General features: G+C 72.9%; 23 protein-coding genes. 7 read left to right on the forward strand and 16 right to left on the reverse strand.

Annotated features, from left to right (window positions below; genetic code table 11):
* Positions 1-9: 9 nt before the first annotated feature.
* The 3 genes from BLW76_RS50180 to BLW76_RS39080 all read right to left on the reverse strand — a co-directional run bounded on the left by BLW76_RS50180 (position 10) and on the right by BLW76_RS39080 (position 3,526).
* Positions 10-1,638: an endo-1,4-beta-xylanase gene (locus tag BLW76_RS50180; protein WP_244170523.1), complete on the reverse strand. Its 1,629-nt coding sequence runs from the start codon at positions 1,636-1,638 to the stop codon at positions 10-12.
* A complete protein-coding gene (locus tag BLW76_RS39075) occupies positions 1,635-2,687 on the reverse strand; it encodes a glycoside hydrolase family 62 protein (RefSeq protein ID WP_091316989.1) in 1,053 nt (350 codons plus the stop codon). Before BLW76_RS39075 ends, BLW76_RS50180 begins: the two co-directional genes overlap by 4 nt.
* A gap of 215 nt (positions 2,688-2,902) precedes the next feature.
* Positions 2,903-3,526 (reverse strand): hypothetical protein, encoded by a 624-nt coding sequence (locus tag BLW76_RS39080; protein ID WP_208613475.1) that lies wholly within the window; start codon positions 3,524-3,526, stop codon positions 2,903-2,905.
* A gap of 58 nt (positions 3,527-3,584) precedes the next feature.
* Here BLW76_RS39080 and BLW76_RS39085 point away from each other — a divergent pair, with 58 nt between their 5' ends.
* Positions 3,585-4,217 carry a TetR/AcrR family transcriptional regulator gene (locus BLW76_RS39085; protein WP_091316992.1) on the forward strand — a complete coding sequence of 211 codons (633 nt, stop codon included), beginning with the start codon at positions 3,585-3,587 and terminating at the stop codon, positions 4,215-4,217.
* Here the strand turns inward: BLW76_RS39085 and BLW76_RS39090 are convergent.
* The 7 genes from BLW76_RS39090 to BLW76_RS39120 form a co-directional block, all read right to left on the reverse strand.
* Positions 4,199-9,079 (reverse strand): RHS repeat-associated core domain-containing protein, encoded by a 4,881-nt coding sequence (locus tag BLW76_RS39090; RefSeq protein WP_091316993.1) that lies wholly within the window; start codon positions 9,077-9,079, stop codon positions 4,199-4,201. The genes BLW76_RS39085 and BLW76_RS39090 overlap by 19 nt on opposite strands.
* Positions 9,076-9,555, reverse strand: a complete 480-nt coding sequence (locus tag BLW76_RS39095) for a YbaB/EbfC family nucleoid-associated protein (protein ID WP_091316995.1) — start codon at positions 9,553-9,555, stop codon at positions 9,076-9,078. The genes BLW76_RS39090 and BLW76_RS39095 overlap by 4 nt, the downstream gene beginning before the upstream one ends.
* A gap of 11 nt (positions 9,556-9,566) precedes the next feature.
* A complete protein-coding gene (locus BLW76_RS39100; protein WP_091316997.1) occupies positions 9,567-9,872 on the reverse strand; it encodes a type VII secretion target in 306 nt (101 codons plus the stop codon).
* Positions 9,869-11,842: a PPE domain-containing protein gene (locus BLW76_RS50580; RefSeq protein ID WP_091316998.1), complete on the reverse strand. Its 1,974-nt coding sequence runs from the start codon at positions 11,840-11,842 to the stop codon at positions 9,869-9,871. Before BLW76_RS50580 ends, BLW76_RS39100 begins: the two co-directional genes overlap by 4 nt.
* A 5-nt stretch (positions 11,843-11,847) precedes the next feature.
* Positions 11,848-12,174, reverse strand: coding sequence for a hypothetical protein (locus tag BLW76_RS39110; protein WP_091317000.1), 327 nt, complete (start codon positions 12,172-12,174; stop codon positions 11,848-11,850).
* A complete protein-coding gene (locus tag BLW76_RS39115) occupies positions 12,164-12,970 on the reverse strand; it encodes an ESX secretion-associated protein EspG (protein WP_091317001.1) in 807 nt (268 codons plus the stop codon). The genes BLW76_RS39110 and BLW76_RS39115 overlap by 11 nt, the downstream gene beginning before the upstream one ends.
* Before the next feature lie 283 nt (positions 12,971-13,253).
* Positions 13,254-13,790: a ferritin gene (locus BLW76_RS39120; RefSeq protein WP_091317003.1), complete on the reverse strand. Its 537-nt coding sequence runs from the start codon at positions 13,788-13,790 to the stop codon at positions 13,254-13,256.
* Positions 13,791-13,838: 48 nt separating this feature from the next.
* Between BLW76_RS39120 and BLW76_RS39125 the strand changes: the two genes are divergently transcribed.
* Positions 13,839-14,597, forward strand: coding sequence for an SDR family NAD(P)-dependent oxidoreductase (locus BLW76_RS39125; RefSeq protein ID WP_091317005.1), 759 nt, complete (start codon positions 13,839-13,841; stop codon positions 14,595-14,597).
* A gap of 49 nt (positions 14,598-14,646) precedes the next feature.
* A complete protein-coding gene (locus BLW76_RS39130; RefSeq protein ID WP_091317007.1) occupies positions 14,647-15,294 on the forward strand; it encodes a PaaI family thioesterase in 648 nt (215 codons plus the stop codon).
* Positions 15,295-15,390: 96 nt separating this feature from the next.
* Here the strand turns inward: BLW76_RS39130 and BLW76_RS39135 are convergent, their stop codons facing one another.
* The 5 genes from BLW76_RS39135 to BLW76_RS39155 form a co-directional block, all read right to left on the reverse strand.
* Positions 15,391-16,149, reverse strand: a complete 759-nt coding sequence (locus tag BLW76_RS39135; protein WP_167384881.1) for an MHYT domain-containing protein — start codon at positions 16,147-16,149, stop codon at positions 15,391-15,393.
* Between the two features lie 19 nt (positions 16,150-16,168).
* Positions 16,169-16,708, reverse strand: a complete 540-nt coding sequence (locus BLW76_RS39140; RefSeq protein ID WP_091317010.1) for a GTP-binding protein — start codon at positions 16,706-16,708, stop codon at positions 16,169-16,171.
* Positions 16,709-16,823: 115 nt separating this feature from the next.
* The gene (locus BLW76_RS39145) at positions 16,824-17,201 is read right to left on the reverse strand and encodes a DUF742 domain-containing protein (protein ID WP_091317012.1); all 378 of its coding nucleotides are present in this window, start codon (positions 17,199-17,201) and stop codon (positions 16,824-16,826) included.
* Positions 17,198-17,632 carry a roadblock/LC7 domain-containing protein gene (locus BLW76_RS39150; RefSeq protein WP_167384882.1) on the reverse strand — a complete coding sequence of 145 codons (435 nt, stop codon included), beginning with the start codon at positions 17,630-17,632 and terminating at the stop codon, positions 17,198-17,200. Before BLW76_RS39150 ends, BLW76_RS39145 begins: the two co-directional genes overlap by 4 nt.
* Positions 17,629-19,908: an ATP-binding protein gene (locus BLW76_RS39155; protein ID WP_091320430.1), complete on the reverse strand. Its 2,280-nt coding sequence runs from the start codon at positions 19,906-19,908 to the stop codon at positions 17,629-17,631. Before BLW76_RS39155 ends, BLW76_RS39150 begins: the two co-directional genes overlap by 4 nt.
* Before the next feature lie 395 nt (positions 19,909-20,303).
* On the opposite strand from BLW76_RS39155, the gene BLW76_RS39160 reads away from it, so the two are divergent.
* The 3 genes from BLW76_RS39160 (at position 20,304) to BLW76_RS39170 (ending at position 22,249) form a co-directional block, all read left to right on the forward strand.
* Positions 20,304-21,263, forward strand: coding sequence for an ArsR/SmtB family transcription factor (locus BLW76_RS39160; RefSeq protein ID WP_091317013.1), 960 nt, complete (start codon positions 20,304-20,306; stop codon positions 21,261-21,263).
* A 205-nt stretch (positions 21,264-21,468) separates the two neighbouring features.
* Positions 21,469-21,738, forward strand: a complete 270-nt coding sequence (locus BLW76_RS39165) for a hypothetical protein (RefSeq protein ID WP_091317015.1) — start codon at positions 21,469-21,471, stop codon at positions 21,736-21,738.
* A gap of 37 nt (positions 21,739-21,775) precedes the next feature.
* Positions 21,776-22,249 (forward strand): DUF4383 domain-containing protein, encoded by a 474-nt coding sequence (locus BLW76_RS39170; protein ID WP_091317016.1) that lies wholly within the window; start codon positions 21,776-21,778, stop codon positions 22,247-22,249.
* A 1-nt stretch (position 22,250) separates the two neighbouring features.
* On the opposite strand, the gene BLW76_RS39175 is transcribed toward BLW76_RS39170, so the two are convergent.
* Positions 22,251-23,273, reverse strand: a complete 1,023-nt coding sequence (locus BLW76_RS39175) for an NAD-dependent epimerase/dehydratase family protein (protein ID WP_091317018.1) — start codon at positions 23,271-23,273, stop codon at positions 22,251-22,253.
* A 111-nt stretch (positions 23,274-23,384) separates the two neighbouring features.
* Between BLW76_RS39175 and BLW76_RS39180 the strand changes: the two genes are divergently transcribed.
* A complete protein-coding gene (locus tag BLW76_RS39180; RefSeq protein ID WP_091317019.1) occupies positions 23,385-23,816 on the forward strand; it encodes an organic hydroperoxide resistance protein in 432 nt (143 codons plus the stop codon).
* The last annotated feature ends 4 nt before the right edge of the window (positions 23,817-23,820 follow it).

Consider the following 23,820-nt stretch of genomic DNA (forward strand, 5'->3'; position numbering starts at 1 on the left):
CGTCTCTCCTCACGCCGCACCGAAGGCCGAAAGCACGGCGGTGTGGGCCTGCTTCTTGGTGTAGTTGCCGTCGAACAGCAGCGGGGTGCTGCCGGCGCGCCAGGAGTACTTGTCGGTGACGCCCCACGTGGTGATGCTCGTGCAGCGCGAAACCGCGAGGCAGGCCCGCACGACCTGGCCGTAGGTGTTCGCCTGGGCGCTGCCGGAGCCGCCGACGTCGAGCTCGGTGATGTTCACGTCGACGCCGAGCGCGGCGAACCGCTGGAGGTTGGCCTGCAGCGTCGAGAGGTTCTGCCCGGCCGAGAGGTGGGCCTGGAAGCCGACGCAGTCGATCGGCACGCCGCGGGCCTTGAAGTCGCGCACCATGGCGTAGACGCCGTTGCTCTTGGCGTTCTGGTTGTCGGTGTTGTAGTCGTTGTAGCAGAGCTTCGCCGAGCCGTCGGCCGCGCGGGCCGCCCGGAACGCCTCTTCGATGTAGCTGTTGCCGATGCGCTGCTGGAAGATCGACGGCCGCCGGGTGCCGTCTTCGTTGAAGGCCTCGTTGACGACGTCCCAGTAGGCGATCTTCCCGCGGTAGTGCCCGGCCACGCCGTTGATGTGGTTGCGCATCGCGGTGAGCAGGTCGGAGCCGGACACGATGCCGCTCACCCAGGCGGGCACCTGGGCGTGCCACACCAGCGTGTGGCCGCGGACCTTCTGGCCGTGGCCCTGGGCGTGGTTCACGATCGCGTCGCCGGCGCCGAAGCGGAACGAGCCGCGGGACGGCTCGGTCGCGTCCCACTTCATCTCGTTCTCCGGGGTGACGCCGGTGAACTCGCGGTCCAGTGTCGTGGTGTACGCCGATTCGCCGAGGTGGCTGTTGGCGACGGCGGCGCCGAACGTCCGGCCCTTCGCGCCGGCCGCCGAGCCGAGGGTCGCCGCGGCTTCGGTGGCCACGGCGGCGCGGGGGTTGCCGATGCTGCCCGGGACCGACCGCAGGGCGTTGTACCAGACCGCCGCCATCTTGTCGTAGCCCGCGGCGTTCGGGTGGACGCCGTCGGGGAGGTCGGCGGTGGCGACCGCGCCGTGCATGTTCACCAGGTGCACGCGCTTGCCGGCGTTCACCTTGCCCTGCACGATCCCGGGCAGGGCGTTGTTGAAGGTGCGCACAGCGGCGTCCCCGCTCGCCCAGCCGATCGGGATGAGCTGGGCGACGAACACGTCGGCGTTCGGCGCGGTCGCGGTGATGTGGTCGAGCAGGGTGGACAGCCGGCCGGGCGCGCCGGCGACGTTGTAGTTCTGCAGCACGTCGTTGGTGCCGATGTGCAGCAGCACCGAACGCGGGTTGTAGGTGCGCAGCCAGCCGGTGACGTTCGCGTCGATCTGGTCGATGCGCCAGCCGGGGTGCCCTTCGTGGTCGTGGTCCCAGAGGCTGCCGGGCCCGTTGAACTGCGAACCGACGAAGTCGTTGGTGTAGCGGCCGGCGGCGAGGCGCTGCCACAGGCCGATCCGGTACCCGCCGGGCACGCCCGTGCCGTGGGTGATCGAGTCGCCCAGCGGCATGATCCGCACCCCGCCGTTCGATTCGGCGTTCGCGACCCCGGTCAAGCCGGTGAACGCGATCGCCAGTGCCGCCGCGGCGGCCAGGAACCTCTTCATCGCCGTCCCTCCTTCAACCAGCAGTGGGAGTTCGTCTGGGTGAGCAGGCCGAGCCGCCAGGGCAGGCTGTTGTAGTCGCCACCCGCGGCCGGGTCCATGCCCTGGTAGAGGTACCGCAGCCGGCAGGGGCTGATCGGCAGGGTCTGGTCGTTGCCCGACCGGAGCATTTCGCCGTGGCTGATGTCCTTCGTCCACTGCCCGCCGGGGAAAGTCACGTTGGCCGCACGGGCGAACGGGTTGCTTTCGGTGTCGGCGAGCGGCCGCCAGGTGCCGGCGATGCTCGACGACGTCCAGGAGCGGAACCAGCGGCGCCCGTCGGCGCCGATCGCCTCCACCAGCAGCAGGTACTGGTTCCGGCCGGCGATCTTGTAGACGTTGCTGGCCTCGAACAGGTTGTACCGGTTCGGGTCCTGCATCGCGATCACCGTGTTGCCGAAGCCGTTCGGGAAGTTCGCCAGTGTGGTCTGCGACCGGTACAGGTGCCCGTTGTCGTCGGAGGAGAACAGGTAGCAGTCGGCCGAGTCGCAGATGACCCACATGTCGACCCAGTAGCCGTTGCCGATGTTCTGCGCGATGATGTCCGGCATCGCGTCGTAGAAGTTCTTCGGCGCGCTCCAGCCGTTCGGATTCGAGATATCACTGTTGGTGGAGTAGGCGGCGTTGCCGTTCTGGTAGACGAGGTACCACTTTCGCTGCGGCGCGAAGTAGAAGACCTGCGGCGCCGCCCGGTAACCCGGGCCGATGGCGGTTTTGTCGAGGTAGTGGTGCGGCGCCGAAGCGGCCTGTGACCAGTCGGAGAAATTGAGGTACACCAGGTTGTAGCCCGCGGCGTTCGCGGTGCTGGCGAACACGTGGTACTTGCCGCCCGAATAGACGACCGTGGGATCCTTGATCCCGGCGATGTCGTGCGTCGCATCGGACTTCGGGCTGATCAGCACCCCGCTGGAGCTCCACCGGAAGTGGCCCGGCAGCGCGGCGGCGTCCGCCGCGGGGGCGTTCAGGAGGGCGGTCAGCAGCACGACGACGAGGGCGAACAGGGACCTTTTCACATGACCTCCTGCAGGCAGGGACAAGTGCGCCGGTGGCGGCCGAAACTTTCGCCACCGGTCCCGAAATTCGACGAATTCTCGAAACTTTCGCTGATGCTGTTAGCGATAACATTCGATTGTTCGCCCAGCTTAAACCCGCGCACCGCTCAATGACAACGGCCGATGACGGACTCGTCACGCGCGGCAACGTGGAAAGCCCCGGTGGCGGGAAATGCTCAGAGCGCCAGCAGAGTGCCGCCGCCGGCGACGATCCACGTGATCCACCCCAGCCAGCCGATGAGCCCCACCGGAGCGAGCCGGTTCGTGCCGTCGACGTGGTACGGCGCGGCCGACGCCGAGACGAACAACAGGGCCGCACTGGCGTACCCGAGCCAGGCGTGCCAGTCCGCGAAGAGCCCCGCCTGCGCCCCCGCCGCGGAGAAGCCGAGCAGCGCGATCGCCAGGAACACCTGGTTGAACCCGAAGAGCACCGCACTGAAGCCCCACAGCCCCGCCACCGGTTCGCCGTCGCGCGCCGCCGCGGCCACGCCGAACCGCAGCGCTTCGACGACCGCGAAGGTGGCGTTCTGCAGGAGCACACCGGCGAACCCGGCCAGCGCCCATCCGCCGGGCAGGACGGAAAGCAGCCCGGCCGCGAACACCGTCGTGCCCAGCCACGACGCCGGAGCCAGCACCGAAGGCAGCTTCAGCGCGTTGCCCGCCGCCGCGAAAGCCGCGGCGACACCGTCCGGCTTCGCCCCCGGCATCGGGAGCCGGGCCCGGAGGTAGCAGGCGTTGACCACGACGGCCAGCAGCACGAACCCGAGGCCGCCCCAGCCGGCCACAGCGGTGAAACCCATGATCGTCCCCCTTTGGCTTTACGGATGTTATATTGAATATAGCCACCGGAAGGGACTCATGGGAGAACGCCGCTACGACTCACTGCGCCGGCTGGAACAGGCCCAGCGCACCCGCGCGGACATCGCCGAAGCGGCCCGCCGGCTGTTCGTCGCCCAGGGCTGGGCGGCGACCACGGTGCGGGACGTGGCGCGCGAGGCCGGGGTTTCGGTCCCGACCGTCTACGCGGCCTACCGGAACAAAACCGGCCTGGTCCGCGCGCTGGCCGACGCCGCGGACCTCACCGCCGACCTCCCGCGGCTGCTCGACGAGCTGGAAGGCACCGCGGTCCCGGCGCGGCAGCTGGCGGCCATGGCCGGGTACGACCGGCGGCTGTTCGAGCGCGCGGGCGACCTCATCGCGCTGGTCCGCGAAGCGGGCCGCACCGAACCCGAACTGGCGGACCTGTACCGGCAGGCCCGGCAGACGGCCGACGGGACCCGCGTGCAGGTGTTCACGTCCTGGCCGGAAGGCACGCTGCGCCACGACCTCCCGACCGCCGTGGACGTTTACGCCGGCCTGTGCACCATCGACGTCTACACCACGTTCACCGTCGAACGCGGCTGGTCGCCCGACCGGGTCGAGCGCTGGTGGGCCGGGGCACTGGCCCGGGAACTGCTCAGTGACCCGCCGGCTCAGTCGTCGGAGTCGTAGGACGGCCCCCCGAGGTCACCGCGTTCGAGCGCTTCCCAGTCCTGCGGCGTCGGGTCGCGGTACTTCCGGTGGCTCTCCTCGAGTTCTTGCTCGTAGGTCTGGTGGTCCGGGAACTTCCCGGTGCGCGCGGCTTCCCGGGCCGCCTTGAGTTCCCGGACGTCGTGCGTGCTGAGCGGCGGCGTGGTCGCGTTGACGCCCGGGCCCGTCGCGTACGTGACGCCCTTGCCCTTCGCGTGCTCGACCATGTGCCGGTAGGAGTCGTCCGCGATGTCGCCCCCGAGCGTGCCGGTCGTGGTGTGGAAGTGCTGCTGGTGGGCGTAGTCGAGCTGGTTGAGCTGCAGGGCCGTGTTCGGGTCGCCCGCCTCCAGCGCGGTGCGCTGCGCGTCGCGGTAGGACTGCGCGGTGAACCCGGACTCCGCGGTCCGCGAACTGGTGCCGGTCCCGATGTGCGCCCGGTGCGACGCGTACTCCTCCTGGTACGCGGGTGCGTGGTTCTCCAGCTGCTTCTGCTGGTCCCCGGCCCCGCGCTTGGCGGCGCTGCCGCGGCCGAGCACCTCGTAGCCGATCGGGTGCTCCGACTGGTGGGTGTCGCCGCTGACCTTGCCCTTCGCCGGGCCGCCCGGTGCCTTCAGCCGGGCGTCGAACAGCTTGGTGAGCCGCTGCTGCTCCCGGCCCTTCGCGCCGTGGGTGCCGTCGTCGTAGCTGGTCTTGGCGCGCTTCGGCGGCTGCGGACCCGACGACGAACCGGGCGTCAGCCCCGGGTTGCTGCCCGGCGGCCGCTTGCCGCCACCGCCGCCGGCCGCCGCGCACGGCGTCACGCCGGTGAGGCCGAGGGGGTCGATCTGGCGGGTCGGGTTGGGCACGTACGCCAGCGAGTCCGGCGCCGGGCCCAGCCCGAGCGGGTCGTGGCTGAGGTAGCGCCCGGTTTCGGGGTCGTAGTAGCGGTGGAAGTTGTAGTGCAGCCCGGTTTCCCGGTCGTGGTACTGGCCGGGGAAGCGCAGCGGGGTCCAGGCCCGCGCGGGCTCGTCGGCGACCTGGCCCCAGAGAGTGGCGCGCGGGTGCCAGGCGACCTCGCCCGCTTCGTCGACGAGCTCGGCCGGGGCCCCGACCAGGTCGGTGACGATGGTGTGGAACCGCTCGCCGGTCCCCCACCGCTCGGTCTGGGCGATCGGCCGCCCGGACCCGGGCTCGCGGTCCCACCCGACGGTCATCCCGGCGTGGGTCTCCTCGGCCAGTTCGGTGCCGTCCCAGGTGAAGCCGATCGCCTCGGCGACGCGCCCTTCGCCGTCGAGCCGCAGTTTCGCGATCCGCCGCCCGAGCGCGTCGTACCGGTACACCCACTCGGTCCCGTCCGGGGTGCCGACCGCGGTGAGCCGGTCGTCGGAGTTCCAGTGGTAGTGCCAGCTCCGGCCGTGCCGCTGCCGCTCGACCGTGCGGCCGAGGGCGTCGTGCCGGTAGACCGTGTCCCCGGCGGCGGTCAGCAGGGTGCCCGAGTACTGCCGCGGCCCGACCGCGGCGTCCGGTGACATCCGGGGCTCCGCCTCGGGCCGGGCCGGCCAGCCCGCGTGCGTGATGGCGCCGGACGCGCGGTAGGCGTAGTCCTCGCGCCACGCGGGCCCGGTCACCGAACACACCCGCCCGGCGGCGTCGACCTCCAGCGCGCGCGGGCCGGACAGCGCGTCGGTGACGCCGGCGAGGTGGCCGTCGGGCAGGTAGGTGTACTCGCGCCGCTGGGTCATCCGGTCGCCGGCGCGCACCGCCTGGCCGAGCAGCCGGTCCTGGGGGTCCCACCACTGCCGCAGCTCGGTGTGCCCGAGCCGGCGGGACACTTCGCGACCGCCGCGGTCGTGGGCGAACGACAGCTCCCGGGTGCCGGTGCGCAGCGCGACCGGACGGCCCGCCGCGTCGTAGGCGAAGGCGGACTGCGCCCCGGACGGCGTCCGCCGGAGGGTCCGGCGGCCGAGCGCGTCGTACGCCGAGTGCACCACGCGGCCGTCGACGGACTCGGCGACCACCCGGCCGAGCGGGTCGTGGGCGAAGATCACCTCCGCGGCGTCGTTGCGGGCGGAGATCAGCCGATCCGCGGCGTCGTAGGCGAAGACGGCCACGTCGGAACCCGCGCGGCGGGTGACGATCCGGCCCAGGACGTCGCGTTCGAGCAGGACGGTGCCGCCGTCGGCCCGGTCGACCCGGACGAGCTGTCCCGCGGCGTCGTAGCCGTAGCGCGTGGTGCGGCCGTTGAAGTCGGTTTCGGAGACCGGGTTCCCGGCGGCGTCGTACTCGTAGCGCCACACCAGCCCTTGGGCGTCGGTCACCGCCACGAGCCGCAGTTCGGTGTCGTAGGTGTACTCGAGCCGCTGCCCGGCCGGCCCTTCGTCGGAAACCGGCAGGTCGAACGGGCCGAACTCGGTCCGGCTGACCAGGCCACGCGCGTCGACGGCTTCTTCGGCGGTGCCCGCGGCGGCGTCGGACCAGCGCCAGGTCGCGCCGTCCGGGTCGACCTGCTCCCGCAGGTCACCGCCGGGCGACCAGCGCATCCTGGTCACCGCGCCGAGCGGGCCGGCGACGGTCGTGACCCGGCCGAAGCCGTCGTACTCGTAGCGGGTGACGGCGCCGAGCGGGTCGGTCACCGAGACCGGCAGCCCCGCCGCGTTGTTCTCGAACCGGGTGACCCCGCCGAGCGCGTCGGTGACGGCGGCGATGTTGCCCGCCTCGTCGTACCCGTACCGCGTGACCGCCCCCACCGGATCGGTGGTGTGCAGGAGCTTGCCGCGCGGGTCGTACTCCCACTGCCAGGCCGCGCCGTCGGGACCGACGCGCAGCACCGGACGGCCGTTGCCGTCGTACTCGGCGACCGCGACACCGCCGTCCGGCCGGGTCACGCGCACGACGTTGCCCGCGTCGTCGAACTCGTAGGCGGTGGTCCGGCCGAGCGCGTCGATGCGGGCGCGGACCCGGCCGAGCGCGTCGAGGTCCACTGTGGACGTGTGGCCGAGCGGATCGGTTTCGGCGACCACGCGCAGGCGTTCGTCGAGCCGGTAGGTCGTGGTCGCGCCGAGGGAGTTGGTGAGCCGGGTGACGCCCGGCTCGTACGCCAGGGTGCAGTCCAGGTGCCCGCCGTCGCTTTCGGTGCGGACGCACCGGCCGAGCGCGTCGAAGCCGTAGCGGTACCAGCGGCCGGCGCAGTCCTCCCACCGGACGATCCGGCCGTCGGCGTCGTAGGTGAACTTCGTCGGGACGCCGCGGGCGTCGGTCACCTCGGTGAGCCGCCGCCGCGCGTCGTAGGCGTAGCGGGCCAGCGGCGTTTCCGCGCCCGGCAGGCGCAGCGCCGTCACCAGGCCGTCGCCGGTCTCGACGAGCAGCCGGTAGCCGCCGGAGTGCCGCAGCTCGGTGGGCAGGCCGGCGGCGTCGTAGGCGATCGTGACGCGGTTGCCGTCGCCGTCGCCCTCGCCGTGCAGCCGGCCGCCGGAGTCGAAGAACAGCAGCCGTTCGGTGGCCGGGTCGCCGACGGCGTACCCGTCGCCGTCCCGCCACAGCCGCAGCCGCGGGCCGCTGTCCGGGACGACCGGGGCGGCCCCGGCGGGCACGGGGAAGGTGAGCACGGTGCCGTCGGCCAGCGCGAGGTCCAGCCCGCCGGGCCCGGCTTCGAGGCGCTGGTCGAGCGTGGACGCCCAGGACGGCCCGAAGAGGCGGCCGTGGCGGTAGGCCGAGAGGTGGGTGCGCGACACGACGAGCGGCAGGGCACCGGCGAACTCGGCGTCGTCCTTGGCGAGGACGACCCACCCGGTGGCGACGTCGACGGGGTCGGCGCAGAGGGTGCGGTCCTTGACCGGGACGTCGTGTTCGGCGGGGTTGCCGCGGTCGCTCAGCGGCCGCGTGGCCGACGCGGGTTTCGTGGCGGCGGGTGTGTCCGGAGTGTCTGGAGTGTCCTGAGTGGACGGTTTCGGAGGTGGGGCGGCGGCCGGTGCGTCACCGTCCGCGTGCGTCGGCGTGCTTCCGCCAGCGTGGGCGGGCGGGGTGGCACCGCCGCTGCCGCCCGCGTGGGCGGGCGTGACCGAGCCGCCGTCGCCGGGCAGGGTTTCCCCCGCGCCGGGCCGCGTCGGCAGGTCGCCGACCGCGCGCGACGGCGTGACCGAGCCGGCGTCGACGCGCCGCAGGGCCGCGGACGCGTCGCCGAAGACGTCACCCGCCCGCTTGAGCAGCGGGATCAGCCGGCCCAGCGCGTCGATCACCCGGCCGGTGAGGCTCGCGATCTTCGCGGCCGTCGAGGCGACCGCCCTGGCCACCTGCGGCACCACCCAGGTCAGGCCGATGCCGAACGTGCCGAGCACCTGCAGCGCCCAGCTGATCATGCGGCCGACCAGCTCGGCGACGATGTCGCGGACCAGCGAGCGGACCGCGCCCACGAGCTCCCCGGCGGTGCGCACCCCGCCCGCGGCGCCCTCGGCGGCGTTCTGCGACGCGAGCAGGAGCTGCGCGGTGTCGGCGGTCCGCCGGCGGTAGGCGTCGGCCGCCGGGCCGGTCCAGCTCGGCGTGTCGGCGGCTGCCAGCGCGGTGAGGTCGGTGCCGATCGCCGCCAGCTGGGTGCCGACGGACTGCCACGCCTCGGCGTGCGCGGCGATCTCCGCCGGGTCACCGGCGAGCGCGTCCAGGGCCTCCTTGAGCGGGCCCACGTGCTCCATCAGCCAGCCGACCCCCTGGGAGAGGATCGTGCCGAAGGGGTCCATCACCGCGCCCAGCGCGTCGAGCCCGGCGCCGGCCGCGGCGAGGGCACCGGCGGCCCAGTCCCCGCTGTCGATCGCGGACTTGAGGTCGGCGGCCGACTCCAGCAGCGAGGCCCCGGCGAACGCGGGGTCCGTCACCACGGCTCCTCGTCCTGGGCGGCGTCGTCGTCGCGTTCGGTCTCCTGCGGTTCGCCGGCGGAGTCTTCGACGGCGTCTTCGTCGGGCTCGGGGAACCGGCCGCGCAGGTCGGCCAGCATCAGTTCCCGGGTCTGGGGGTCTTCGTCGCCGAGTTCGGCGGCCAGGACGTCGCCGACCCGCCCGGCGATCCCGGCTTGGGCCCGGCGCATGGTGTCGAGGATGAGCGTGGCCAGCTCGGGCATCGGGACGGTCCGCGCCTGGGGCCCGAATTCGAGGTCGGTGACGCTCCCGTCGGCCCGGACGGTCACCTTCACGAAGTTCGACACGCTGGTGGCGCTCAGCCGCAGGTCACCGGTCTGCCGGGCGACCGACTCGTACTTCGCGGCCTTGGCGCTCAAGCCTTCGGCCCACTGGTCGAGGCGCGCTTTCGCTTCGTCGGGGCTGCCGTTCATGGCCATGACGCCGGGTCCGGTCATCTTCGGTCCTCTCAGGCGAGGTAGTCGCGGAAGGGCTGAGTGGAGGCGTCTTCCCGCTGCCGGTAGCTCCCGGCGGCGGTCCGCACGTTGACGGCGGTGGTCCGCACGGCCTCGACGGTGGCGGCCAAGGCGGCTTTCCCCTTGTCCTCGACCGGGTTGACGCAAGGAGGCAGGAAGGAGCAGAGCAGCCCATAGGCGTTCCCGGACATCGCCGCGGAGGCGGCAGCCTCGGCGACGGCGGCCAGCCGCCTCTCGATCCCGTCGAGGTGACCGGCATGCACGGTGAGCTCGTCCGCGGCCACTCCGAACCCGGTCACGGCTGCTTCCTCCAGATCTTGTTCTTCTTCCAGTCACCGAGCGTGGGCGGAACAACGGGCTGTTCGACGGCGAAGAGTTCGGGATCGGCTTCGAGGTAGTCGGCAACGCGGTGTTCGTCGTCTTCGGCAGGCTTGCCCCCAGGACGCGGAACCCCGGCAAGCGGAGCAGGCTGGCCGGTTCGCGGGGGTTCGGAGGTGCCGGCCGGGGTGTCCCGCACCGTCCCGGACCGTTCAGGCAAGGCGGCGGTGCCGGACCCGGTGGCGTTCCCGTGGTCACCACCGGGAGCGCCGGAGCCGGCCGGGGGCATCCCGGAGCCACCGGGACCACCGAAACCGGCCGAGGGCATCCCGGAGCCACCGGGACCACCGAAACCGGCCGAGGGCATCCCGGAGCCACCGGGACCACCGGCACCAAGCCGCGGCCGGCGGCTGCGGGCGTCCTCACCCGAGCCGAGCCGGGGTGCCCGGCCGAGACCGCCCACCCCCTGCGGCACCCGCCCCGGCCCGCCGGTGCCACCGGGAACCGGAGGATCGGGCGGCAGCGGCGGAACCCCAGCCGCAACAGCCGGATCACCCGGCGGCAGCGGAGGAATCGGCGGAACGAGCCGGGCACCACTCACCCCGGTCGAGTCGGAGTGCGGCGAAACCCCACCTGGCAGGACCGAACCCGGCGGCAACCCTCCCGGCACCCCCGAACCCGGCGGCAACCCTCCCGGCACCCCCGGACCCGGCGGCAGCCCGCCCGGCACCCCCGAACCCGGCGGCAATCCTCCCGGCACCCTCGAATCCGGCTGCGGGAGGGGCGGAACTCCGGCGGCGCGCACCTCCTCCAGCCCCGGCGGCACCCCGGCGGCGGCATCCACCCGCGGCCGCAACTCCTCGGACACCACCGAATCCGGCGGCAATCCGCCCGGCACCCCCGAACCCGGCGGCAGCCCTCCCGGCACCCCCGAATCCGGCTGCGGGAGAGGCGGAATCCCGGCGGCGCCCACCCTCTCCACCTCCGGCGGCACTCCAGCGGCGGCATCCACCCGCGACCGCAACCCCTCCGACACCACCGAACCCGGCGGCAACCCGCCCACCACCCCCGAATCCGGCTGCGGAAAAGGCGGAACCCCGGCTGTCGCATCCACCCGCGACCGAACCCCGTCCGAGGTCACCGAATCCGGCTGCGGCACCTCCGCCCGCGACCGAGCATCCTCCGCCACCACCGAATCCGGCGACGGCACCCCACCGGCCCCGCTCGTCACCACCGCCGCCGGCTGCACCCCGCCAAACCCCGGCACACCGCCCACCCCGGCGCCGTCCCGCGTCAGTCCACTTCGGACCGCCACTCCCGGCAACTCCGGCGGCGCCGCGAAGAACGGCGTCACCACCGCCTGGGCCAGCGCCCGGTCGAACTCCGTCATGATCCGCACCGCCTCGGCGTGGGCCGCTTCCTGGGCGTCGCGCAGCCGGGTGTCCTCGGCCAGCTGCCGCGCGTAGGCCACCGGATCCGTGATCCCCTGCAGCCGCGCGTTCGCCTCGGCCACGGAAAACGCGACCGGCGGGTTGGCCGCCATGCGACGGCGGGCCTCCTCCAGCGCCTGCGCGTGCGCCTGCTGCTGCCGTCCGGCCTGCTGCGCGCCGCGGGCCGTGGTGGCCAGCCAGTCCGCCACCTTCGTCAGGTGGCGGCGGACCGCGTCGCCGCCCGCGCCCCGCCAGTCGCCTCGGCTCTCCTCGATCGCCCGGCGCACCGCCCGCTCGTGCTGCTGGAGCTCGTCGGCGATGCGCAGCCACTCCTGCGCCGACTCCGCGACCGCCGCCGGGTTCGCGTTCGTCGTCACCTCGGCCGCCATCTGCTCGTGGGAGACGTTCGCCCACACCGTCATCGGCACCCCGTCGGACGGCCGCGGCTCCAGGCCGTCGGCCGGCACCGGGTCCGCGGCGGGTGGCCGCAGCAGCCGGCGCCGGAACTCTTCGTGCCACATCGCGGTCAAGACCCCGGCTCCGTGAAGACCGAGAGCGTCGCGGCCTCCCGCCCGGCGTAGTTCTTCGCCGCCGTTTCGATCGCCTCGACGTACTGGGGGAACGTCGTCCTGGCCCGCTCGAGCCCGGTCAGCAGACCGCGGTCGTCCGTTGCGGAAGCCACCATGCGGGCCGCGACGAACCGGCCCGCCGGCGTCGCCCCCAGCGGCGGCTGCCCGCCGATCACCGCCCACCGGCCCGCTTCCGCCGCCAACGTCGCCGCGACGGCGTCGAGCGCCGTCACCAGCTGGGCGCCGACCTGGGCGCCGACCGCGAAACCACCGTCAGTAGACATGCGCCACCGCCCGTCCGATCGCGTCGGCCACGACGTCGCGGCCGGCGGGTTCGTAGTGCGCCGACACGGCCCCGCCGGGCCCCGCCTGCGCGTGCACCAGATACCGGCCCGCGGCCGTGTCGACCCAGCCCAGCGTGGGCGCCCGGCGCCCGCGGCCGGTCACCACGATCTGCCCGCCGCCGTACCGGACGCCCGGAAGCAGCTCGTCCGCCTCGGGTTCCGGCGGCGCGCCGGGGCCGAGGTCCGGGCCCATTTCGAGGGTGTCGAAGGCCAGCGTCTCCGCGTCGTCGTGCTCGGCCTCGGCCAGGCGCCGGCGTCGCATCGCCGACAGCTCGGGGCCCGCCCGCCGCTCGACGGCGACGACCGGGCCGCCCACGCCCGCGACCGGCGGCAGCACCCCGGCGAGCACGTCGACGAACTCCTCGTCGGAGAAGAGCGAGAACCCGAGCCGGTCGTCCGCGGCGAACTGCGTGATGCCCAGTGCCTGCGCCCCGTCGGTCAGCGCGGCCACCGCGATGGTGGCGCCGAGCCCGTCGATCCCGGCGATGGCGACCAGCACGCGGTGCCCGGTGAACAGGGAAAACGCGGTGCGGAGGTGGCTGTTGAGGCGGCCGCGCACGGACAGCCGCCGCCCGGCGAGCGCCGTTTCGACGTCGTCGGCCAGCGCGGCCAGCCGCGCGGGGTCCCCGGGCGCGGGCCCGAACCGGAGCGGGAAGATCCGCGCGGGCACGCCGAGGGCTTGGCCGAGGACATCCGCTTCGACCGGGTCGAGGGTGAAGTCGAACCGCTCCGCCATCGCTGCCACCTTCCGCCGGCCCCGTCGCCGGCGAGAACCCTCACCATTACGCCGAACGGCGGCACGGCGCTAGCCCCGGCGGCTCAGAAGCGGCCGACCGACGGCAAATGGTTGCACGCCCGCAACCCCATCGAGGCCGACGTCGGAGTGCACCACCCGATCTCGCGGCAAGACCGCGCGAACAGGTGAAACGCAGCGGGTCGCGGCCATGCTGGGCGCTGCCGGCAAGGGGTGATCCGCCAGGACGGTGGCCGGGCCGCACCGCCCGGCCACCGTCCTGCCGTCACAGCTTGCCGCCCGCGACCGGCGGCATGTCCGGGGCGTCCTCGGCTTCGTTGCCCGCCTCGCGGAACAGGTGGTTCTCGACCTCGAACAGGTTGCCGCCGGCCCGCTCCACCACGGTGAGCAGCGTCGACATCTGCGCGACCTCCTCCACCTGTTCCTTCAGGAACCAGTGCACGAACTGCTCGCCGAGGTAGTCCTCCTCCACCCGCGCGGCCTTCGCCATCGCCTCGATGTCGGCGGTGACCGCGCGTTCCTGCGTCAAGGCCAGCTCGATCGCTTCGTGCACACTCGAAAAGTCGTTCCGCACGTCACCGCTGCCGGGGATGGCCACCGGCTCGTCGCGGTCGAGCAGGTAGCGCACCATCGCCAGCGCGTGGTTGCGCTCCTCGATCGCCTGCCGGTAGAAGCGCTTGGCCAGCCGCGGCAGGTCGCGGGCGTCGAACCAGACGGCCAGGGCGATGTACTGCTGGGCGGCGGTGAACTCGTGGCGGATCTGCGTCTGCAGCAGTTCGGCGAACTTCCGGGTCTTGGCCATGCGTCCCAACCTACGACGGACCCGGGGTGCGCAGCTACGATCGGCGCGATGACCGCCTTGCCCGACCTGTCCGGCTCGATCGCCTGCGTCACCGGCGCGTCCGGCGGGCTGGGCCGCGGGATCGCGCTCCGGTTCGCCGAAGCGGGCGCGGCGGTGGCCGTGCACCACCGCCGTCCGGGCGCGGCCGAGGACGTCGTCGCGGCCATCGAAGCGCTGGGCGGGCGGGCCCGCGCGTTCGCCGCCGAACTCACCGACGACCACGCCTGCCACACGCTGCTCGACGCCGTCGCGGACTGGGGCGGCCGGCTCGACGCGCTCGTCAACAACGCCGGCGTCCAGCCGGTCGAAGCGCTCGAGACGCTGCCGGTGCGGAGCTGGCGGGAAATGCTGGACGCGACCCTGACCAGCGCTTTTTCCTGCACCCAGGCGGCGGCGCGGCTGATGGGCGACGGCGGGAGCGTCACGCACATCGCGTCGATCGAAGCCCAGCAACCGGCGCCCGGGCACGGCCACTACAGCGCGGCCAAGGCGGCGCTGGTGATGCACGCCCGCGGCGCGGCGCTGGAGTACGGGCCACGCGGGATCCGCGTCAACACGGTGTCACCCGGGTTGATCTCCCGGCCGGGCCTCGCCGAGGACTGGCCGGAAGGCGTCGAGCGGTGGCAGCGCGCGGCACCGCTGGGCCGGCTGGGCACCCCGGCCGACGTCGGCAACGCGTGCGTCTTCCTGGCTTCGCCGCTGGCGTCCTGGATCACCGGCCACGACCTGGTCGTCGACGGCGGCGTCACGGCGCACCCGACCTGGTGATCCCCTGCTAGACTGAAACGTGTTCTAGTTCCGGTCCCCGGGGAGCGCGATGTCCGAAAATCCGTTTCCGGTAGTCGACGGCGTGCCGCCGGGGCGGGCGCTGCTCGGCGCCCGGATCCGCGAGCTGATCGAGGCCGCCGTCTGCGTCCGCGACGACGAAGCCGACCTCGCCGCCGCCGCTCGCCGCGTCGAAGCGGTCACCGAGGCGCTGCGGGCGGGCGGCCACCGGTCGCCGCTGCTGCTGGCCGCCCTCGACGGCGGGGGCCACCTGAGCATCAACAACCCGCTGGAAGGACCCGGAAACCCCCTGGCGCCACCGCTTTCGTGGGCGCACATCGGACCTGAGTCGGTGCGCGCCGACGTCCTCCTCGGCGCGGCACACGAAGGCCCACCCGGCCGCGTGCACGGCGGCTGGGTGGCCGCCGTACTGGACCACGTGCTCGGCCGCGCGACCGCGGCGGCCGGCTTCCCGGGAATGACGGCGTCCCTGACGGTCGATTACCACCACGGGACGCCGTACGCGGTGCCGCTCACCGCGGAAGGCCGGCTCGTCCGCCGCGACGGCCGGAAACTCCACGCCACCGGCGAACTCAAGGCGGGCGACGTCGTCTGCGCCACGGCGACGGCGATCCTCGTCCACTTCAGCGCCGACCAATTCCCCGTGGCGACCCGCGCCATGCCGTCCACTGTGGACTAACCGATCGAGTGATGATGTTCGAACGCTTGTTCGGGTAGCGTGGCAGCATGACCGAAACCGAGCAGACAACCACAGCCCAGCACCGAGCGGGAGCGCCTAGGACACGACCGTCGTGTGCCGGGGTGCTTCCGAACTCGACGTCGCCATCAGGACGGCGCAGATCGGCACGGCCATCGCCAGCGCAGCCAGGACGAACACGGGGAACAGGAAGGAGAACACCTCCGTGCCGGACGGGTCCGGCGCTTCCGCGTCCAGGTGCACGCGGACCGCCGCCATGCCCGTGTAGTGCATGCCGGTCACGGCCGCGCCCATCACCAGGCCCGCCGCCAGCCGGGGCAGGAGCTTGTCCAGGCCGACCGTGAACCACAGGGCCGCGGTCGCGGCGACGACAGCGATGACCACCGACAGCACCACCAATGTCGGGTCGTAGCCGATCGTGCCCTTGACCTGCACCGCCCACATGCCCGTGTAGTGCATGACGGCCACCGCGAGCCCGGTCAGCAGGCCGCCGAGCAGCAGCCGCTTCCATGCGAACCGGTTGCGGACACCGAACACCAGCAACCCGCAGAACACCGCCACCACGGAAAGGATCGCCGACAGCGCAGTGCGGAGGATGTCGTAGCGCACCGGCAGGCCGGGCGTGGAAAACCCGAGCATCGCGATGAAGTGCATGACCCAGATACCGACACCGCCGATGGACACCGCCGCGAGCACCAGCCAGGTCAGCCGGGCGCGCGGGCTGTCGGTCGACCGCGCCTGCAGCGTGCAGGCGAGGCCGAGGGCGCAGCCCACCACCGAGGTGAGATAGGCGAGCACGACGAGCCAGTTGCCCATCGCGAAGTCTTCGTGGTTCATGGGCATTTGTCCGGCTCCTTCAGGCTTTCCGTGATCTGGGCGCGTGGTGCTCCGCGAGCGCGTGCTCGGCTGCGGCGATGAGGGTCCGCTTCGTCGACTCCGGTGAGCGCGCGTCACACGTGACAACCTCCACCGCGGCCGGGATCTTGAGGGCCTCGCGCACCTGCTCGGGCCCGTGCTGACGGGTGTCCTGGAACTGGTTGATGGCAACCAGGAAAGGCAGGCCGCGCGACTCGAAGAAGTCGATCGAAGCGAAGGAGTCCGCCAGCCGGCGCGTGTCCACCAGGACGATCGCCGCCACCGCACCGCAGACGAGGTCGTCCCACATGAACCAGAACCGGTGCTGGCCCGGCGTGCCGAAGACGTAGAGCACCAGGTCTTCGGCCAGGGTGAGCCTGCCGAAGTCCATCGCGACCGTGGTGGCGAACTTCCCCGGCACCGCTTCGGTCCGGTCGACGCCGACGGCGGCCGAGGTCATCAGCGCCTCGGTCCGCAACGGGTCGATCTCCGAGACGGCACCGACGAACGTCGTCTTGCCGGCCCCGAACCCCCCGGCCACGACGATCTTCGCCGACGTGATCCGGTTCGTGGAGGCACCGTTTTGGGAGGCACTGGTTTGGGAGGCACTGTTATTGGCAGCACTGGTTTCGACAACGCGGCTTTCCGCCGCACCGTCAGAGCGCACGTAGTCCACTGAGGACCCTTTCGAGCAGGTCGTTCCGTTCGTCCCAGGAGGCGTCCGCGGTGAGCGTGTCGCGGATCGACACCTGGCCGGCGATGAGCAGGTCGCCGATGAGCACCCTGGCCACACCGAGGGGCACGCCCAGGTGGGCGCCGACCTCGGCGACCGATCGCTGGTGCAGGCACAGCTGCGTGATCACCGCCAGGGGGTTGGTCGGGCTGTACGGCGCCGTGCGGCCCTCCGCCGTCGTCTCCACGAGGGCTTCCACCGCCAGGTCGACCGTCGGCCGGGTGCGACCGGCGGTCCACGCGTACGGGCGGGCCAGCGACGCCGCGTGCCGCCCGCCCTCGCGTCGCCGGCCTTCCGTCACCGGGCCGCCCCCGGGGCGGCCGCGGGCCGAGCCGGTGTCTCGACCACCTTCCCGACCCGGTCCACCAGCAACGTCATCTCGTAGCCCACCAGTCCGATGTCGCAACCCGGGTTGGCCAGCACCACCAGGTTCGAGCCGTCGCCGACGTTCATCAGCAGCAGGAAGCCCTGCTCCATCTCGATCACCGACTGCACCACCCGCCCCGCGGTGAACAGGTCGGCGGTGCCGAGGGCGAGGCTGGAGAGGCCGGAGGCGATCGCCGACAACTGGTCGGCGCGGTCACGCGGCAGGGTTTCGTTCGCGGCCACGAGCAGCCCGTCCGCCGAGACGAGCGCGGCGTGCGCGACGCCGGGAACCTCCTGGGTGAACGCCGAAACCAGCCAGTTCCGGGACCTTTCGGCCACTTCCGTTCCTTCCTGCCGGGTGATCATCGCTGCTCCGCCTCCGGCTCGCCCGCGACCCGGTGCCGGGCCGCGCGCATGCCGCTGTAGTGCCGGGAAAGGTTGTTCCGCACCGCGGCCGGGTCGCGGAACGACGTGTCCGGCGGCTGCTGCGGACGCGGGGTGACCGAGCCGGGCGCCAGCTGCGCACCCGGTGTCCGGGCCGGCAGCCCCGAATCGGTGAACTCGATGTCGGCCAGGTCGTCGAGGGTGCCGACGGCGGCTTCCGCGGCCTGGCGGACCTGGTCGGCCGGGGTCGCCCAGCCGCCGGGCCGGGCCGGGGTCGCCGGGGCTTCGGCGAACCAGTGCGACAGCATCTGGTCGAAGATCGGCGTCGGCGGGTCCGCCACCGGGGGCGGTTCTTCGGCAGGCCACCGCGGTTCGAGCTCGTGCCGGGCGGTGCCGTTCGAGCTGCCGTTGACAGCGCCGTTGACCACAGCGCCGTTGGCCGAGCCGGTGAACGAGGCGCCGTTGACCACAGCGCCATTGACCACAGCACCGTTGACCACAGCGCCGTTGACGCCCGGCGTGGGCGGGGCGGTCCGGGGCGGCAGGTCGACCAGGATCAGCACCCCGGGCACGTGCACGCTGGCCGTGATGCCGGCGCTCGCCGTGCGCGTGGTCGTCGGCCGCAGGCGGACGGTGATCCCGTGCGACGCCGCCAGCCTGCTCACCACGAACAGGCCCATCCGGCGGGTGGTCTCCGGGCTGACCGAGGCCCCCGCGGCCAGCCGGGCGTTCGCCGCGTCGAGGTCTTCGCGGGTCATGCCGAGCCCGACGTCGACGACCTCGATGAGCAGGCCGCCGTCGAAGCCGCGGTCGGCGGTGAGCACGACCTGCTCGTCCGGCGGGGACGACCGGATGGCGTTCTCCAGCAGCTCGGCGAGGATGTGCACGACGTCCGCGGCGGCTTCGGCCTGCACCGACCCGCGGGGCGCGTTGCCGAGCGAGACGCGCTGGTAGTCCTTGACCTCCGACGTCGCGGCCCGCAGCAGCTCGACCGTCGCGACCGGGCCGACGTCGCGGCGAACCGGCCGGCCACCGGCGAGGACCTGGAGGTTCTCGCCGTTGCGCCGCAGCCGGGTGGCGATGTGGTCGATCTGGAACAGCTCGGCCAGCCGCTGCGGGTCCTGCTCGTCGGCTTCGAGGTCCTCGATCACCGACAGCTGCAGCTCCACCAGCGACTGGCTGCGCCGGGACAGCGTCATGAACATCTCGCTGACCTGGATCCGCATCTCGGCCTGCTCGCCGACGGCCAGGCGCACCGCCTGCCGGTGCATGTCGTCGAAGGCGCGCGCGAGCTGCCCGATCTCCTCCTCGGAGTCGACCGGGATCGGCGCGGTCGTCCGCCAGTCGACGTCATCGCCCTCGCGGATGCGTTCGATCGTGTCGGGCAGCCGGCGGCGCGCGGTGTCGAGCGCGGCCGCGTGCAGCCGCCGGATCGGGGCGACCACCGACCGGGCCACGGCGAGGGCGATGGCGAGGGCGCCGAGGAGCGCGGCGAGCACCAGGGCGGCGTCGCGCAGCGCGTCGGAGCGGGCGGTGTTGGTCTGCGCGCCCACGGCGTCCGAAAGCGTTTTCACCTGCTCGGCGAGGATGGTGCCGAGCATCGCGCGCTTCGCCTCGGCGCCCCCGGCACCGGGACTGGTGGCCGCGGCGAACCGGGCGGCCGCGGCGCCGGCGGGCAGGGCGCGCCGGATCTGTCCGGTGAGCACGGTTTCCTCCGCCGCGGCCCGTTCGGCGGCCCCCGCCGAAGCGTCGTCGGGACGGCCGGCCAATGCTTCTTGACCGGCGAGGCTGGTCCTCAGCTGGACCAGGGATTCGGCAGCGGCGGCCAAAGCGTCGAGATCACCATTCCCGGCCTGCTCGACGACCCCGTCGATCACTTCGCTCAGCCCGACGGTGAAGTCGTGGTACGCGGCGGTTTTCACGGGTGGCGAACCGGTCTGCTGCCGCAGGTCGGCCAATTTACCCAGCTGATCTTCCAATGACCGCGACAGCTCCGCGTTGAGCTGGGAAAATGCGGCGTCGTGGCGGACGGCGGCGGCTTTCTCGTCGACCGCTTCGGTCTGGGCGGCTCCGCCGCCGTGGATCATCTCGTCGTCGGCCAGTCCGGCGAGTTCGGAAATCCCTTGCACGACCGGCATTTGGTCGCGGACCGCGCTGAGCCCGCCCGCACGGGCGAGCTCGGCCTGCACCCGGCCACCCGCCAGCAGCAGGGCGACCAGGACGGGCAGCAACAGCACGACGGAGATCTTGGTGCGCAGCCGCCAGCTACCGGGATTCCAGGAGGCGATGGAACGGCGCGACAGGGGTTCGTCTTCTTTCATCGGTGGCGTGGCTCGATTCGTACCGGTGGCCCGAGAACCATTTCCGTTCTTTTTCCGCGGAATTCAGCCGACGACGTAACTCCGGCGACCGTGGTGCTGTCAAGGAATGCCGGTCGTTTCCCCCGTACGCACCAAGGACTCCCCCTTACGCACCAATGACACAGCGTGAAGCGCCACGGCATGGCTTTTTACCCTTGCGGAGGGTGAAGGCTTCTCGCAAGGCCGTGCGGAATTGCGACCCGGGTGCGTGAATTTCCGGCGGCCGCGCGACCCCCGTCGGCGGCCCCCGCGGCGCCCGTTACCCTCGGCCGGAAAGGGGGTGCGCACGGCGGATGTTGAAAGTTCACTTCACGGAAGCGGACCTGGCGAAGATCACCATCGCCGAGGACGCCGACCCGATGTGGGAGCTGCTGATGAGCAGCTACCGCATCCGGCGGCCGGAGGGTGAGCCGTTCTTCGGCCGCTGGCGGCGGGGGTCGCGTTCGGCGGTCCCCCAGTCCGGCCGGCTGCTGATGTCCGCCGTCCCGCCCTACGGCTACTGCCCGGACTTCCTCACCCCGGCCGGCGCCCGCACCATCGGCGAGGGCGTCTCGGCGGTGCTCGAAACACCGGCCGACTCGCTGGCCGGCGACGTCGCCGAGCTGACGGCACAGGGCACCCACGTCCCGGCGTGGCTGCGCCGCGTCGGCGACGGCGAGCCCGCCGAGCTGCGGCGGCTGGGCACGGCCCTGCACGACTACTACCGCCAGTGCGTCGCCCCCGACTGGCCTGCGGTCCGCCGCGCGGTCGCCCGCGACCGCCACCGGCTGCAGGCCAACCTGGACCGGGGCGGGCCGCAGCTGCTGCTCTCGACGTTGCACCCGGACGTGACGTGGTCCCCGCCGGTGCTGCGGGTGCGCTTCCCGATCGAGCAGGAGCTGCACCTCAAGGGCCGCGGGCTGCGGCTGATCCCGGCCTTCTTCGCCCACGGCATGCCGACGACGTTCAAGGACCCGGCCCGCCCGCCCGCGCTGGTCTATTCGATCAGCCACCCGCGGTTCGACAGCGACGCGGAGCCGGGCCCGTCACTGGCGGCGCTGCTCGGCCACACCCGGGCCCGGGTGCTGGTGACGATCGCGACGACCCGGTGCAACACCAGCGAGCTGGCGGAGCTGACGGGCATCTCCCCGGCCACGGCGAGCCAGCACGCGTCGGTGCTGCGGGCCAGCGGGCTGATCAGCAGCAACCGGTCGGGCAAGTCGCAGATCCACGAGATCACCCCGCTCGGCCTGGGGATCATCCGGGCGAGCTGACCGAGGTGGGGCGGTGGGCGACCGCCCGGCTCGTGCGCGGCGCTCCGAGGTCGTGTTAGCCTGTCGCCGTGCTGCGCCCGACGTTGTCCTCGCGACTCGTAACCCGGCGCGCCGGCTGAACCCAGGTCGCCGGCGCGCTGCGTCGACGACCGCATTTTTCCGGGACCTGGCCCCGATCTCGTTCCTTCCACACAGGAGATCAGCCATGTCCACTTCCTTCGCCGTTCCCGCACCCCGCTCCGCCATGCTGCTGCGCCGCCGGATCGCCACCTACTTCGTCGGCGGGGCCGAAGAGGTCCCCGCGCTCGTCGGTGCCCTCGGCGGCCGGCCCGTCCACGAGCTGTCCGTCGACGTCAAGGACGGCGTCCGCGAGAGCAGCATGGTCTGCGCCGTCCTGCTGGCCGCCGACGAGACCGGTCCCCTGCTCGACCGGCTGCGTGAGCTGCCGTCGGTCGTCTCGGCCGAGCTCGCCTGAGGCGTTTGCCGGGGCCCGCGGCGGGTAGCCCGGCGCCATGACGGACGTCCACGCCCGGCCCCGGCGGAGCACCGCCCGGGCCGCCGCCCTGCTGTTCGGTGCCGCGTTCCTGCTCGTCGGCGTGCTGGGGTTCGTCCCCGGCATCACCGTGGACTACGACGCGCTGAAGTTCGCCGGCCACGAGTCGGGCGCGCAGCTGTTCGGCGTGTTCACCGTGTCGGTGCTGCACAACCTCGTCCACCTGCTGTTCGGCGTGCTCGGCGTCCTCGCCTCCCGCGCCAACGGGAGTTCGCGGGCCTTCCTGATGATCGGCGGCGGGATCTACGTGCTGCTGTGGGTGTTCGGCCTCGCGATGGACCACGACAGCCCGGCCAACTTCATCCCGCTCGACAACGCCGCCGACTGGCTGCACCTCGGTCTCGGCGTGGCGATGATCGCCGCGGGGGTCGCCACCGCGGCGGCCGACCGGGCCCGCGGCCAGTACCCCGAGCCGGAGAAGCAGGGCCACTGACTCAGGGCTCGCGGCCCACGCCCGTCGCGATCTCGTGGAGCCGGTGGCGGTCCGGGGCCAGCGGAGCCGTGTCCGCCCCGGCACCCGCGCGCAGCCCCGCGAGGAACTCCTTCAGCGCGAACGCGGCGTCGTGCCGCGGCTGCCAGTCCAATACGGACTCCGCACGGCTCGTGTCGAGCACCGGCAGCCGCATGACCGCGTCGAACAGGCCCGGGCTGGCGGGCACCGCGTGCAGCCGCCAGGCCGCGTCCACCGCCGCGCGGACGACCCCCGCCGGGACCGGGATCGTGCGCGCGCCCAGCAGGTCCGCCACGAACCGGGGATCCACGACCGGGCCGGTCGCGATGTTGAACGGCCCGCGCACCGGGCGCGTCACCACCCGGCGGACGGCGTCGGCCAGGTCGTCGGTGTGCACCACCTGGACGCGCAGCCCGCGCACGTCCGGGACGACCGGGATCAGCCCCGGCCGCACCAGCGAACCCGGGAGGAACGGCCCGGCGAACAGGCGGCGCTGGGCCGTCGCGGCGCTGCGCTGGAAGACGAACCCGGGCCGCAGCCGGACGACGTCGAGCTTCGGGTGCCGCGCCTCGAACGCGTCCAGATACCTTTCCAGATAAGACTTTTCGCGCGTGTAGGCCGCTCCCGGCCAGCCGTGCGTCGGCCAGTCCTCGCCGACCGGCTCATCGTCCTCCCGCGGCGAGTACGCCCCGATCGACGACGTGTGGACGAGCTTGGGCACGCCCGCCGCGGCCACCGCCTCGAACACCCGCAGCGAGCCGAGGACGTTGGCGCGCCACGTCCGCTCGGGACGCCGGGTGGGCTGGAACAGCCACGCCAGGTGCACGACGGCGTCGGCACCGCGGAAGAGCGGTACGAGGTCGTCGCGTTCGACGTCGGCGGGCACCACCCCCTCCGCCGGCCGCCTGGCGAGCCCGACGATGGTTTCGACCTGCGGATCGGCGCGCAACGCACGCACGACTCCGGTTCCGATGTTGCCGGTCGCTCCGGTCACCACGATGCGCATCCGGGCCGGTTACCCCCGTCCCGGTGACGTACACGGATGACGTCGAGCGACGGTCGCCGCGGGTACTTCGGGATTCCTAGCGTGGTGGAGTCACCCGCTGAAAGGAACACCATGTCCGAAGTGACCTACACCGCCGTCGCCACCTCCACCGCGGAGGGTCGCAACGGCGGCCGCGCGACCTCCGACGACGGCGCGCTCGACGTCACCCTCGCCGTCCCCAAGGCCTTCGGCGGCGCGGGCGACGGCACCAACCCGGAGCAGCTGTTCGCCGCCGGCTGGGCGTCCTGCTTCGTCGGGGCCGTCCGCCGCGTCGCGGGCGCGAAGAAGGTGCCGCTGAACGACCTCGCCGTGGTCGCCGAAGTGACCCTCCACCACGACACCGACGCGGGCGAGTTCCAGCTCAGCGCGGTGCTGCACCTGGAGGCGACCGGCATCGACCAGGCCACCGCCGACGAGCTCGTCCAGGGCGCGCACCAGGTGTGCCCGTACTCGAAGGCCACCCGCGGCAACATCGAGGTCACCCTCGACGCGACGGTCGCCTGATGAA

This window comes from Amycolatopsis tolypomycina, from assembly GCF_900105945.1.
GTDB lineage: Bacteria > Actinomycetota > Actinomycetes > Mycobacteriales > Pseudonocardiaceae > Amycolatopsis > Amycolatopsis tolypomycina.